The following is a 12,508-nucleotide window of genomic DNA, read 5'->3' on the forward strand; positions in this document are numbered from 1 at the left end:
ACACGTGTCCGTCAGCCCGGACGCAGGTGGATCTTGGGGCTCCGGATCGGACTTTACGTCAACTTGGCACGGATGTCTCTCCCGGAAGGGTGACGAGAATCCGGCAGCCTCGCTCGGATTCGGCCACTCCGATCCGGCCTCCGTGCAGGTCGACCGCCCAGCGGGCGATCGCGAGCCCGAGGCCCGTACCGCCGTCGCCGCCCTGTCCGTTCGAGGCGCCCGCACCACCGCGGTTGAAGCGCTCGAAGACGCGGTGCCACTCGGAGCGCGGGATGCCGGGGCCCTCGTCGAGCACCTCCAGCTCCAGCGACTCGGGCAGCGCCCCGCGCCGGGCCTTCACGATCACGCGGCCGTGCGGCGGGCTGTGCTTGACGGCGTTGTCGATGAGATTCGCCACTACCTGGTGGATGCGCTCCGGGTCCGCGTGCGCGGTCAGCTCCGGCGGGGAGACGTCGAGGTGCAGATGGACGTCCGTGCGCGTGTGGCTGCCGGAGCCCGAGGCGATGCCCGCGCGCGCGGGCACGGCCATGTTGGCCTCCTTCAGCACGCCCGACAGGTACGGCCACACCTCGAAGCGCCGCTGCCGAAGCGGTACGACGCCGTTGTCCAGGCGGGACAGGTCGAGCAGCGTCTCCACCAGCCGTCCCAGCCGCTCGGTCTGCTTCAGGGCCGTGCGCATGGTCTCGGGGTCGGCGGTCGTGACGCCGTCGACGATGTTCTCCAGGACGGCGCGCAGCCCCGCGATGGGCGTCCGGAGCTCGTGCGACACATTGGCCACCAGCTCCTTGCGCTGGCGGTCCTGGGCCTCCAGGTCGTCGGCCATCCGGTTGATCGTCTGGGCCAGGTCGCCCAGCTCGTCCCGGCGGTTCTCGCGCACCCGGCGGGTGTAGTCGCCGTGCGAGATGGCGCCGGCGACGGCGTTCATGTCGTCCAGCGGCGCGGTGAGCGAATGGGCCACGAACTGCGTGATCAGCAGCGTGGCGATCATCGAGAAGACCGTGATGAAGCGCAGCTCCGTCGCCGTACGCATCGCGATCATCATCAGCCCGGTGGTGATGAGAACCGCGATGACGACCAGCGCGCCCAGCTTCGTCTTGATCGAGAACGGGCGCAGCCCACCCCAGGGCTCGGGCTCCCCGGGGCCTCTCCGTGCGGCCGGACCGCCGCTCATGGCGTCGGGGTCTCCAGCGCGTAGCCCACACCGTGCACGGTGCGGATCCGCTCGGCGCCGATCTTCCGGCGCAGCGCCTTGATGTGGCTGTCGACGGTCCGGGTGCCCGAGGCGTCCGCCCAGTCCCACACCTCGGCCAGCAGCTGCTCCCGGGAGAGCACTGCGCGGGGCGTGTTGGCGAGGCACACGAGCAGGTCGAACTCCGTGGGCGTCAGATGGACGTCCTCGGAGCGCACCCGCACCCGCCGCTGCGCGTGGTCGATCTCCAGCTCACCGAGGCGCAGGATGCCGGAGCGGGGCGTCGCCGCGGCCAGGGCCGCCCGCTCCACCCTGCGCAGCAGCACATGCACCCGCGCGGCCAGCTCCCGCATGGAGAACGGCTTGGTCATGTAGTCGTCGGCGCCGACCCCGAGCCCGACCAGCATGTCGGTCTCGTCGTCGCGCGCGGTGAGCATCAGCACCGGCACCGGACGGGCGGCCTGCACACGGCGGCAGACCTCCAGACCGTCGAAGCCGGGCAGCATGATGTCGAGGATCAGCAGATCGGGCTGCCAGGCCTCGGCGGTGTCGACGGCGGCCGGGCCGTCACCCGCGGTCTGCACGAGGAAGCCCTCGGCGCGCAGGCGGGCCGCGATGGCGTCGACGATGGTCGGGTCGTCCTCGACCACCAGCACCCGGCGCTGTGCGCCCGGGGTCGCCGTCGTGCCGTTCTGGGATGTGTGGGTCTGCTCCATCGCCCGCCCCTGTTGCTTTCCGGAATGCGTGGGGTCATTCCTTCTGACTGGCTTTGCCTGGCTATGCCTGCGCATGCTTGCGATTGACGCTTGAATGATCCGCGTCAGGTGAGCAGGGTACGGGGAGTTACCGCGTCTGGGCTATCCAGGTCGTACGGCGAGGTGTACGACGTCCGGAACGCCCCGGGCAACCGGGATCTCTTCGGTACGCACCTGTTGGAACCCGGCATTCCACAGTGTTCCTTCAAATTCCGGAGAGGGCTGCGCGGACCACACCGCGAGCACCCCGCCCGGCTTCAACACCCTTGCGCAGCCTGCGAGTCCGGACGCCGAGTAGAGGCCGTCGTTGCCCTCGGTGACGGTCCAGTCGGGCCCGTTGTCGATGTCCAGGCACAGCGCGTCGTACGTGTCGGATGTCTCATGGACGTATTCCACGAGATCCGCTTCCACGATCTCGGTGCGCGGATCCGCGAGTGCGTCCCGCGAGAGTTCGGAAAGCGGGCCGTGGCGGTGCCAGTCGATGACGGCGGGTTCGCGTTCTATGACGGTGACGGCGCCCCAGCGGGGATTCGCCGCCGCGTGTGCGAGCGAGAAGCCGACGCCCAGGCCTCCGATCAGCACGTTCGGCTGTTCGCGGGCGTCCAGGGCGGCGAGCGCGGCGTCGACGAGCAGGCGCTCGGAACGACCGTCCGAGGTGTCCATGAGGAAGCAGCCGTTGGCGATGATCTGCAGCAGCTCCCCGTGCCGCCGCAGCACGACCTCGCCGTACGGGCCCTCACGACGGTCCAGGACCACGGGGTTGTCGTAGCAGACGCTCATGGTCCCCATCCTGCATGAACGCGGAAGGGAGGGCCGGGGAATTAGGGGGTGTCCGGGGCATGGTGCGGGTTGTGTGAGGGTCATGTGCCTCGCGTGTGGCGGCGCCGCTGCCTACGCTCTAAGCAGGCTCTCGGCAGGCTCCTGGGGAGGTCCCTTGCAGCGGGAGACCGACGAGAGACCGGCGATGGAGCGGCGAGAAATGCGTGGTGGCTGAATGGCCGCGAGTGACCCGTCGTACGCGTTCTACCCGTTCGTGGGACGCGAGGACGTGCTGGGCGAGCTGCGGGCCGCGCTGGAACGGGCGGCGGGCGGCCGGGGTGGGCTGGTCACGCTGACCGGGCCCGCGGGTGCGGGCAAGACCCGTACCGCGGAGGAGGCTGCCGCACACGCCGACGCCTTCCGCACGCTGTGGACGTGGTGCCCGCCGGAGACGGCCGGCCGGGCCTTCCGGCCCTGGTCCCGGGTGCTGCGGGAGCTGGCCGCGGCCGACACGGCGTGCGGACGCCTGGTCGCCGGCTCACCGCCGTTGCGGGCCCTGGTCTCGGGCTCGGGCCCGGCCGCCCTGCACGGCGCGGACCCGGAGGCGGCACGGCTCCGCCTCACGGGCGACGTGACGGACCTCCTGACCACGGCCGCCCACCACCACCCCCTCCTCCTGATCCTGGACGACGCCCACGCGGCCGACACGTCGTCCCTACGCCTGCTCCTGGAAACGGCGGACGCGATACGAACGGCCCCGGTCCTACTACTGGCCACGGCTCGGGACGAGGATGCGGCTTGGGGGGTGCGGGGTGGTGGCGGCCAGGGTGATGGCGAGGGGTGGAGCGGGGGGCCCGGGGATGCGGGGGTGGCCGACGGTCTGGCAGGGGGCGGGGCGGTGGGTGGCGTTCAGGGCCGGGGCGGCGGTGGCGAGAGGCGGGGCGCGGGGGCGGCCGACGGTCGGGTAGCGGGTGCCGGGGTGGCTGGTGTCCGTGGCGGGGGCGGCGGTGGTGAAGGGCGGAGCGGGGGGTCGGGGGATGTGGGGGTGGCCGAAGGTCGGGCGGCAGCGGGCGCCGGAATGGCTGGTGTCCGTCGCGGGGGCGGCGGTGACGAAGGGAAGAACGGGGAGCCGGGGGATGTGGGTGTCGCCGAAGGGCGGGCAGGGGGCGGTGGAGCGGCTGGCGTTCAGGGCTGGGGCGAGGGCGGTGGCGGTGCCGCGAGGCGGGAGCATGTAGGGGTGGCCGAAGGTCCGGCAGGGGGCGCGGGAACGGCCGACGTCCAGGGGCGGGGTGACGACGGTGGGGGCGAGGGGTGGAGCCCCGGGGGCCGGCGGGGTGGTGATGGGCGGGCTCGGGTTCGGGGGCAGTTGCTTCGGCGGGGGCGGGTGTTGCCGCTCGGGCCCCTGGGCGTGCGGGATGTTGCCGCGCTCGTTGCGGCTGTGACGGGGGCGGATCCCGGCGAGGACGAGGTTCGGCGGCTTGTGCGGCGTACCGGTGGGGACGCCTTCTTCGTCACCGAGCTGCTGCGGGCGGGCAGTTGGGGCACACCGTCCGCCGTGGACGGGCCCGGGGTCTCCTCGGTCGCCGTGCGGGCCGCCGTACAGGAGCGGTTGGCCGATCTGACCCCTCGGGCGGCACACGTGCTGGACGTGGCCGCCGTACTGGGCACGCGTTTCCGGCTCGACGTGCTGGCCGAGGCGGCGGACGTGCCGTTGGGGGAGGTGCGGGCGCTGCTGGGCGAGGCCGCCGGGGCCGGACTGCTCGCGGAGGCCGGCGCCGACCGGGGAGCCTTCCGCCACGACCTGCTCCGGGACGCGGTGTACGACTCCCTCGCCCCGGCCGAGCGCACCGCCCTGCACCACGCCGCGGCCGACGTCCTGGCCGGTCACGCCCGCCGGGGCCGCGACACGGGCCCCGCGGAGGTCGCCCACCACCTCCTCCTCGCCGGCCCCGAACACGCCCCCCGGGCCGCCCACTACGCCCACGAGGCGGCGACCCGAGCGGAAACCCTGTTCGCCTTCGAGGACGCGGCACGGTGGTACGAACGCGCGCTGGAGGCGTGGAGTGTGGTGGGGGCGGCGGATGAGGAGGAAGCGGTGGAGGTCGGTGCGGCGCCGGACCCCGGGCCGGGCGCCGCGCCGGACTCCGACACTCCTCCCGTGGCGCCCACATCCCCTTCGTCCCCTTCGTCTTCTTCCCCGGCTTCCTCAGAACTGGTCGAGCTCCTCCTCGGCCTCGGCTCCGCCCGCCTCGGCGCCGGCGAGCGAGGCCCCGCCCGAAGCGCGCTGCTCCAGGCCGCCGCGCTGGCCCGGGATCTCGGCCGGGCCGATCTCCTCGCCCGGGCAGCCCTCGGGCTCGGTACCGGCGTCGTCGGGTTCGAGGTCGATCTGGCGGACCGGGAGCAGCTCGACCTGCTGACCGAGGCCCGGCACGCACTCGCCGGTCGGCCCGCCCACGCTGCCCTGCGTGCCGCCGTCACCGCCCGGCTCTCCCTGGCCGCAGGCCTCGTCGAGACCGAGCGGCAGCGCGTCGCCCTCGCCGAGGAAGCCGTCCGCACCGCCCGCGAGACCGGCGACCCCGCCACCCTCGGCCCCGCCCTCGCCGCCCTGTGCGACGCCCGCCCCGGCCCCGACCACTGCCGCGACCGGCTCACCTGGACCGCGCAGATCGTCACCATCGCCCGCGACCTGCGCGACCCCGTGCTCGAACTCCTCGGCCGGCGCCTGCGGCTGGTCGCCCTGATGGAGACGGGCGCGTTCGCGGCGGCCGAGGCGGAGGCGGCGGCGTACGAGGCGGTCGTACGGCCGCTGCGGCGACCGCTCTACGCCTGGTACGTGCCGCTGTGGCGCGGCACGCGCGCACTGATGGAGGGCCGTTACGACGACTGCGCCGCCGCGCTCGACGAGGTCGAGGAACTCGGCCGCAGGGCCGGCAGCGACAACGCCGCCATGCTCGCCGTCACCCAGCGCTGGTGCCTGTACGCCGAGACGGGCGACCTCGACGGGCTGGCCCGGGTGCGGGCGGAGGCGACCCTGCTGGAACACTCCCCGATGCTGTGGCCGCGCGTCTCGCTCGGGCTGGTCGCGGCGCAGTTCGGCCGCCTGGACGAGGCCGCGCGCCGCCTCTCCGCGGTGGCACCCCGGCTCGGCGGGGCGCCCCGCGACAGCGAGTGGCTGCCGATGCTGGCCCAGGCCGCGGAGACGGTCGCCGCCGTCGGCTCCCACCCCGCCGCGCCCGTCCTGTACGACCTGCTCGCCCCGTACGCCGACCTGTTCGCGGTGGAGGGCATCGGCGCGGCGATCAGGGGCCCGGTGGACCGTCATCTGGCGCTGCTGGCAAGGGCGATGGGGGACACCGACCGGGCCCGCGCGCACCGGGAGCGGGCACTGCGGGCGGCGGAGGCGGCGGGCGCGGTGGCGCTGACGGAGCGGATCGCGGGGGAGACGCCGGGTGGGGTGGCACGGGCGGGGACGAACGCGGGCGGGACGCCGGACACGGCCGCGGACCCGGAGGCCCCGCCCCACGCGCCCGCCCCGCCCCCCGCGCCCGCCCCGCCCCACGCGCCCGCCCCGCCCCACCCGCACGCCCCGTCCCACGCGCACGCCCACGCCCCGGCCCCGGTGCAGGACACCCTCGTCTTCCGGCGCGAAGGCCCCCTCTGGCACCTCCGCTACGCCGGGCGTGACGTCCGGCTCCCCGACAGCAAGGGGCTGCACGACATCGCCGTACTCCTCGCCCGTCCCGGCACCCCCGTCCCGGCCGTCGAGCTCGCCGCACCGCCCGCCGCGGCGGAGAACGCCGACGGCCTGCACCTCCAGGGCGACACCGGCGAGCTGATCGACGCCACCGCCCGGGCCGCGTACCGGCGCAGGCTGCGGGAGCTGGAGGAGGAGGCCGAGGACGCCGACGCCGCCGGGGACTCGGCCCGCTCCGCCCGGGCCGCCGTCGAGCGGGACGCGCTGGTCGCGCAGCTCGCGGCGGCGTACGGCATCGGTGGCCGGGTCCGCCGTACCGGATCCCCCGCCGAGCGCGCCCGCACGACCGTCACCGCACGTGTCCGGGCGGCCGTGAAGCGGATCGGCGAGGCCCACCCGGAACTCGGCCGCCACCTGGAGACCGCCCTGCGCACCGGCACGCTCTGCGTCTACCGGCCCGAAGAGCCGCCCGCCTGGCGCCTGTGAGGCCCCGCCTCACACCGTGCCGCCCGACCTCACGCCTCCTCCGTTGAAACCACGAGACGACGGAGGACACCATGCCCCGTACATCCAAGGCCGAGGCCGAGCTCCAGGTCGACGAGCCGGTCATCGAGGGCCGCTACGCCCAGGTCGGTCCGTACACCGTCGGGTACGAGACCATGAAGGAGGACATGGACCCGGCACCGCTCTTCCGGGGCCTGCCCGACGACCGCTGCCAGTGCCCGCACTGGGGCCAGGTCCTCAGCGGGAAGATCGTGTTCCGTTACGCCGACCACGACGAGGTCTTCCACGCCGGCGACGCCTACTACGGCGCCCCCGGCCACCTCCCGCTCATCTTCGCCGGCACCGAGATCGTCGAGTTCAGCCCCACCGCCGAGCTGAACAGCACGATGGAGGTCGTCGGCCGCAATCTCGCGGAGGCCATGTCATGAACGTCAAGGAGCTCGCCGACCTCTTCGTGCGCTTCCTGGAGACGAACACGGCCCCCGAGGGCCTGTTCACCGACGACGTCTTCCTCGATCTGACCGTCCCGCAGTGGCGGTTGCAGACCTCCGGCCGGGACGAACTCGTCGCCGTCCGCCGCCGCAGCCACCCGGCCCTGGGCACCGTCCCCCGCCACCGCGTCGATCCGACCCCGACCGGGCTGGTGCTGGAGTTCGAGGAGCGGTGGGAGGACGAGCGGGGCACCTGGTACTGCCGGGAGCTGATGCGCGCCGAGATCCGTGACGGCGCGATCAGCGAGGCGTCCGTGTACTGCACGGGCGACTGGGACCCGGCCACCCAGGCCGCGCACGCGAGAGACGTCGTCCTGCTCAGGCCGTAGGCGCGCCCAGTCCGTGGCCGTACGGGAACACCGGGTCCTCCGTGTCGTTCGGCACGTCCGGCAGTCCCGCGGCCACGGCCTCCATCGACCGCGGCAACTCGAACGGCAGCCTTCCCTCCGCCTTCGCCCGCCCGAACGTCACGTCCAGCACGGCGGCGTCCGAGGCCCCGAAGTCGGCCAGGAGGGCTGCCGCCCGTTCCGCGATCTCCGGCAGGACCGCGGGCCGTTCGAGGTTCACGCACACCAACGTCGGTACGGCGTCCAGCAGTCGCAGGATCTCCTTGAGCTCCTCCGCCGGGAACGCCAGCGAGCCCGCGTGGAAGAACGACTCGAAGGCGCCCGGCCGTTGCTCGTACGGCGTCCGCAGCCGCAGCACGGCGAGATCCGCCTCCGCCGGGTCGGCGACCACCTCCCCGTACTCCGCCGCCACGCCCTCGCTCACCCCCTGCACGTACAGCCGGGGCCGCCCGGTCACCGGCAGCACGCCCCGGTCCGCCAGCACGGTCAGCGACCGCCGCTGGGCCGCCTCGCCGAGCGCCGTGAACTCGGCCGCGCCCACCGTCTCCTCGGCCCGGTCCGGATCGACGTACCGGTTCTCGAACAGCCCGAGGACGAACTTCTCGCGCAGCAGCCGTCGTACGGACGCGTCGATCCTCTCCTCCGCGATCCGCCCCGAACGCACCAACTCCACGATCACCTCGGGGCATTGCTCGCCCCCGAACTGGTCGGTCCCCGCGTCCAGCGCCTTCGCCGCGCGTTCGGCGACGCTCAGGTGCTCCACGCCCCAGGCCCGTGCCTCGGCCGGCTCGCCCAGGATCTCGGCGTCGGTGAGCAGGCCCCAGTCGGTGCAGATGATGCCGTCGAAGCCGAGCCGTTCCCGCAACAGGCCCGTCAGCACGTCCTTGTTGAAGCCGAAGCCGACCTCCTCCCAGTCCGTGCCGACCGGCTGCCCGTAGTAGGGCATCATCTGCGAGCAGCCCGCCTCGATGGCCGCGACGAAGGGCGCGAGGTGGTGTTCGCGCATCCCGCCCGGGTACACCTGCTCCTTCCCGTACGGGAAGTGCGGGTCCTCGCCGTCCTTCTGGGCGCCGCCGCCCGGGAAGTGCTTCACCATCGCGGCGACCGACCCGGGCCCGAGCTCCGGCCCCTGAAGTCCCCGTACGTACGCGCGTACGAGCTCCGCCGCCACCTCCGCGCTCGACCCGAACGTGCCCGACTGCCGGGACCAGCGCGGCTCGGTCGCCAGGTCGATCTGCGGGTGCAGCGCGACCCGGAAGCCGACCGCCAGGTACTCGCGCCGGACCGTGTCCGCGAAGCGCTCGACGAGCGCCGGGTCGCCGATCGCCGCCAGGCCCAGCGGCTCGGGCCAGGCGGAGAAGTCGCCGGCCAGGAAGGAGGCGCCCGGGTTGTCGGTGAAGGCGTGGCGCGGGTCGGTGGAGAGGGTGACCGGGATGCCGAGGCGGGTGCCCGCCGCCAACTCCTGGACGCGGTTGGCCCATTGGGCCATCTCGCGGGCGCCGCCCTGGCCGATCAGGTTGAAGTGGGTGAGATGGCGGCCCGCGATCAGCTCGGTCGTGTCGTACCGGAGGAAGCCGCCCTTCTCGGCGAGGGTGCCGCCGGGTCCCATGGCGAGCATGGTGTGGAAGAGCTGGCCGGCCTTCTCCTCCAGGGTCATCCGGGAGAGCAGGTCCTCGACGCGCTCGTCGACGGGGCGGTCCGGATCGCGGTACGGGTGCGTGGTCATCGTCAACTGCCTTCGATACGTGCGGATCTACTTGACCGAGCGGACGAACTGGACGGCCAGCGCGCCCAGTACGGCGGCGATCGCGCCGAACAGGAACAGCGCGCCGTAGTTCCCGCCGCCGCCGATCGCGAGGAGCGCGGGGGCGAGGATGGGGACGAGGGACTGGGGGAGGGCGTTGCCGATGTTCAGCACGCCCATGTCCTTGGCCGATTCGTCGGGGTTGGGGAGCACGGCCGCGGCCAGCGCCATGTCGACCGACAGATACAGGCCCTCGCCGAGACCGAAGACGACCAGCGCGAGGACGTACATCCCGAAGGTCTGGGCCGAGGCGATCAGCGCCAGGCTGACGGCCATGACGAGCGAGGAGCCGAGGACGTACGGCTTGCGGCGGCCGGACCGGTCCGAGAGCAGGCCGCCCACCAGCGAGCCGACGACGGTGGAGGCGACCATCGCCAGGGTGCCGACGAGGACCTTGCCGGTGACCTGGGAGTCGCTGTAGCCGAGGCGGTCCATCAGGAAGTACACCTGGTAGCTGGTGACGCAGGAGGCGCCGGTGAAGACCAGGAAGCGGCCGGCGAAGTTCCACGCGAAGTCGGGGTGCTTGCGGGGGCTGACCCAGAAGCTGCGCAGGAACTCCCGTACGGAGTACGGCTCGAAGGCGCCGGCGCGGGCCGGGCGGTCCTTCATCACGGTGGCCAGGTAGCCGACCAGGGCGATGCCGATGGCGCCGGGGACCAGGAAGGCGAGGGCCATCGAGCCGCTGAACAGCTGGGCCAGTGCCGAGCCGCCGATCATCGACAGGGAGACCGTGCTGCCGACCAGGCCGGAGACGCGGGCCTGCTGACGCGGCGGGACCAGGTCGGGGATGGTGGCCGTGAGCGCGGCCAGGGAGGCGTTGATGCCGAGCTGGGCCAGTGCCCAACCGGCCATCAGGGTCAGGACATTGGAGCCGAGGGCGACCACCAGCAGGCCCGCGAAGCCGGCCACCATGCCGCCGACCAGCCACGGGCGGCGCCGGCCGTAGCGGCTGGTGGTGCGGTCGGACAGGGCGCCGAAGACGGGGTTGCCGAGCATCGCCAGCAGGGCGCCCACGGACAGCACCTGGCCGAGGGCGGCGCCCCGGTCGGCCTCCGGGACGATCTGGGCGACCCGCAGGGCGAGGGTCACCATCACCGGGGTCAGCACGGCGAGATAGGCGCCGAACTGTCCGAGGACGAGGCCGAGGACGAGCTTGGCGGGGGCGGACGGCTCGGGATTCCCGGCGGACGATGGGGAGGTCGTCTCGTCGAGCGGCGCGTCGTGGCTCAGGGCCATGGCGACTCCATGGGGACGGGGGCGGCTTCTTCGCCGCACCGGCCCGCTCAGGGAACCAGCAAAACCGAGTGGGTACTAGGTTTTATGCGAGTGGCCAGAATCACGCTGCACATGGCTTGAAAGGAAGGGCTTGATGACTCGTGTAACCGCCGGTCCGCGGCTCGGCTAGGGTGAGGGACATGGAGCGCACGGAGAGCGGCAGCGTCGGCAAACGCCCAGGCCGCGGCACATACGCCGTGGGCGACGAGCGGCGCCTGCGCATCCTCGACGCCGCCGTCGAGCACTTCGCGCAGTGGGGCTTCCACGCCTCCTCGCTGGCCCGCATCGCCAAGGACGTCGGCATCACCCAGGGCGGTCTGCTGCACCACTTCCGCAGCAAGGAGGACCTCCTCGTGCAGGTCCTGGAGCGGACCGAGCAGCACGACAAGGAGCGGTTCTTCGCCAACGAGTACGGCACCGCCGCCGAGTGCTACGTCGGGCTGCTCCGGCTCAAGCAGTACAACGCCGAACGCCTGGGCCGCACCCGGATGTTCAACGTCCTGGCCGCCGAGGCCGGCGACCCCGGGCACCCCGCCCACGCCTACTTCGTGCGCCGCTACCGGGAGTTGACGGACGTCATGTCCGCGTCCCTCCAACACGCCGTCGACAGCGGCGAGTTGCGGGCGGACACCGACGTCGTCGCCGTCGCGCAGGAGACCGCCGCCGTCATGGACGGCCTCCAGCTCCAGTGGGTGCTCGACCCCAAGGGCTTCGACATGGTCGGCCGCTTCCGCCAGTACGCCGACCGGCTGCTGCGCGCCATCACCACGGCCGGAACAGGGCTGCCCGGCGACGCGTAGATGAGCGGGACGCCAGAAGACCCTTAAAGGTTGCTGTGAATCGGCCCTCGCGTGGCGTCCGTCATAGACAGGGGCCTGTGGTGAGCCGAAAGGTGGGGTGTGAACGGAAGGAGCCCCGCCCCGTGGAAAACGCCGCGACGGCCGACGCCAAGCCCTTGGCCGCGCCGCTCCCCGAGGTCTCCGGCCTGCTCGACGCTCTGCCCCGCCAGCGCGTCCCGGCTCCCACGGTCACGGCCCCGCTCCCGGCCCCCGCGACCCGCCTCCCACGCCCCTGGCGCCTCCTGCCGACCCCGACCGGAACGCCGTTCACCTTCGGCTTCGCAGCCCTCCTGGCCGTCACCTCGCTGATCACCACGTACGCCTCCCCCTCCCTCGTGCACGCCCTCCACCAGGGCTCCAGCACGGACGTGGCCCACCTGATCCGCACGCCCGTCCTGGTCCTGCTCGCCAGCGCGCTGTGGGTCGCGGGCGGGCTGGTCTCGCCGTACGCCCTCTGCTTCCTCCTGGTCCTGACCGCCCTGGAGCGCCGGATCGGCGGCGCCCGCACCGCCGTCGTCTTCCTGCTCGGGCACGTCCTGGCCACGCTCGCCACCGAGGGCACGGTGGGCTTCGCGGTCCTGTTCGGCCACCTGCCGGACAGCTCCCTGCACCGCCTCGACTACGGCATCAGCTTCGGCGTGGCGACGAGCGTCGGCGCCCTGGCCGGCCTGGTCCGCCCCTGGCTCCGCTGGCCCATGCTGCTCCTGTTCGGCGGCATGCTCCTGGAGGACCTGTACGAGTTCACCGACCCGATGACCAACTGGGGCCACCTGATCTCCCTGGCGATAGGCGTGTCGACCTGGCCGATGATCCGGCGGTGGGCACGGGCGTCCGCCTCCTGAGACCCGCCG

11 protein-coding genes and 1 pseudogene are annotated in these 12,508 nt (G+C 73.2%); 6 read left to right on the forward strand and 6 right to left on the reverse strand.

Going from position 1 to position 12,508, the window contains the following annotated elements:
* Positions 1–58: 58 nt before the first annotated feature.
* From MQP27_RS18285 to MQP27_RS18295, 3 genes are all read right to left on the reverse strand, one after another.
* On the reverse strand, positions 59–1,171 hold the full coding sequence (locus tag MQP27_RS18285) for a HAMP domain-containing sensor histidine kinase (RefSeq protein ID WP_242766256.1): 1,113 nt from the start codon (positions 1,169–1,171) through the stop codon (positions 59–61).
* Positions 1,168–1,905, reverse strand: a complete 738-nt coding sequence (locus tag MQP27_RS18290; protein ID WP_242766257.1) for a response regulator transcription factor — start codon at positions 1,903–1,905, stop codon at positions 1,168–1,170. Before MQP27_RS18290 ends, MQP27_RS18285 begins: the two co-directional genes overlap by 4 nt.
* 141 nt (positions 1,906–2,046) lie before the next feature.
* The gene (locus tag MQP27_RS18295; protein ID WP_242766258.1) at positions 2,047–2,724 is read right to left on the reverse strand and encodes a spermine/spermidine synthase domain-containing protein; all 678 of its coding nucleotides are present in this window, start codon (positions 2,722–2,724) and stop codon (positions 2,047–2,049) included.
* A 214-nt stretch (positions 2,725–2,938) separates the two neighbouring features.
* On the opposite strand from MQP27_RS18295, the pseudogene MQP27_RS51650 reads away from it, so the two are divergent.
* A pseudogene (locus MQP27_RS51650) lies at positions 2,939–3,460 on the forward strand (ATP-binding protein); the annotation flags it as partial.
* Positions 3,461–3,469: 9 nt separating this feature from the next.
* On the opposite strand, the gene MQP27_RS18300 reads toward MQP27_RS51650, so the two are convergent.
* Positions 3,470–3,934, reverse strand: coding sequence for a hypothetical protein (locus MQP27_RS18300; RefSeq protein WP_242766259.1), 465 nt, complete (start codon positions 3,932–3,934; stop codon positions 3,470–3,472).
* Between the two features lie 249 nt (positions 3,935–4,183).
* Here MQP27_RS18300 and MQP27_RS50965 point away from each other — a divergent pair, with 249 nt between their 5' ends.
* The 3 genes from MQP27_RS50965 to MQP27_RS18315 all read left to right on the forward strand — a co-directional run bounded on the left by MQP27_RS50965 (position 4,184) and on the right by MQP27_RS18315 (position 7,721).
* Positions 4,184–6,883, forward strand: a complete 2,700-nt coding sequence (locus MQP27_RS50965) for an ATP-binding protein (RefSeq protein WP_278196211.1) — start codon at positions 4,184–4,186, stop codon at positions 6,881–6,883.
* A 71-nt stretch (positions 6,884–6,954) separates the two neighbouring features.
* Positions 6,955–7,329, forward strand: coding sequence for a cupin domain-containing protein (locus MQP27_RS18310; protein WP_242766260.1), 375 nt, complete (start codon positions 6,955–6,957; stop codon positions 7,327–7,329).
* Complete coding sequence (locus MQP27_RS18315; RefSeq protein ID WP_242766261.1) at positions 7,326–7,721, forward strand: hypothetical protein; 396 nt, start codon at positions 7,326–7,328, stop codon at positions 7,719–7,721. The genes MQP27_RS18310 and MQP27_RS18315 overlap by 4 nt, the downstream gene beginning before the upstream one ends.
* Here MQP27_RS18315 and MQP27_RS18320 read toward each other — a convergent pair.
* Entirely contained in the window at positions 7,711–9,465 is a 1,755-nt protein-coding gene (locus MQP27_RS18320; RefSeq protein WP_242766262.1) for a glycoside hydrolase family 3 protein, read from the reverse strand. The two genes, MQP27_RS18315 and MQP27_RS18320, sit on opposite strands and share 11 nt — an antisense overlap.
* Before the next feature lie 27 nt (positions 9,466–9,492).
* Positions 9,493–10,779 (reverse strand): MFS transporter, encoded by a 1,287-nt coding sequence (locus MQP27_RS18325; RefSeq protein ID WP_242766263.1) that lies wholly within the window; start codon positions 10,777–10,779, stop codon positions 9,493–9,495.
* 179 nt (positions 10,780–10,958) lie between these two features.
* Between MQP27_RS18325 and MQP27_RS18330 the strand changes: the two genes are divergently transcribed.
* Together MQP27_RS18330 and MQP27_RS18335 are read left to right on the forward strand one after the other, a co-directional pair.
* Positions 10,959–11,618, forward strand: a complete 660-nt coding sequence (locus MQP27_RS18330; RefSeq protein WP_242766264.1) for a TetR/AcrR family transcriptional regulator — start codon at positions 10,959–10,961, stop codon at positions 11,616–11,618.
* 122 nt (positions 11,619–11,740) lie between these two features.
* Complete coding sequence (locus MQP27_RS18335; protein ID WP_242766265.1) at positions 11,741–12,499, forward strand: rhomboid-like protein; 759 nt, start codon at positions 11,741–11,743, stop codon at positions 12,497–12,499.
* Positions 12,500–12,508 lie beyond the last annotated feature (9 nt).

The organism is Streptomyces cylindrosporus (assembly GCF_022698165.1).
In the GTDB taxonomy this organism is placed as follows: Bacteria; Actinomycetota; Actinomycetes; order Streptomycetales; family Streptomycetaceae; genus Streptomyces; species Streptomyces cylindrosporus.

Coding starts and splice junctions, on each gene's coding strand:
- MQP27_RS18285 (WP_242766256.1), bottom strand. CDS start 1,171: ATGAGCGGCGGTCCGGCCGCACGGAGAGGCCCCGGGGAGCCCGAGCCC.
- MQP27_RS18290 (WP_242766257.1), bottom strand. CDS start 1,905: ATGGAGCAGACCCACACATCCCAGAACGGCACGACGGCGACCCCGGGC.
- MQP27_RS18295 (WP_242766258.1), bottom strand. CDS start 2,724: ATGAGCGTCTGCTACGACAACCCCGTGGTCCTGGACCGTCGTGAGGGC.
- MQP27_RS18300 (WP_242766259.1), bottom strand. CDS start 3,934: ATGCTCCCGCCTCGCGGCACCGCCACCGCCCTCGCCCCAGCCCTGAAC.
- MQP27_RS18310 (WP_242766260.1), top strand. CDS start 6,955: ATGCCCCGTACATCCAAGGCCGAGGCCGAGCTCCAGGTCGACGAGCCG.
- MQP27_RS18315 (WP_242766261.1), top strand. CDS start 7,326: ATGAACGTCAAGGAGCTCGCCGACCTCTTCGTGCGCTTCCTGGAGACG.
- MQP27_RS18320 (WP_242766262.1), bottom strand. CDS start 9,465: ATGACCACGCACCCGTACCGCGATCCGGACCGCCCCGTCGACGAGCGC.
- MQP27_RS18325 (WP_242766263.1), bottom strand. CDS start 10,779: ATGGCCCTGAGCCACGACGCGCCGCTCGACGAGACGACCTCCCCATCG.
- MQP27_RS18330 (WP_242766264.1), top strand. CDS start 10,959: ATGGAGCGCACGGAGAGCGGCAGCGTCGGCAAACGCCCAGGCCGCGGC.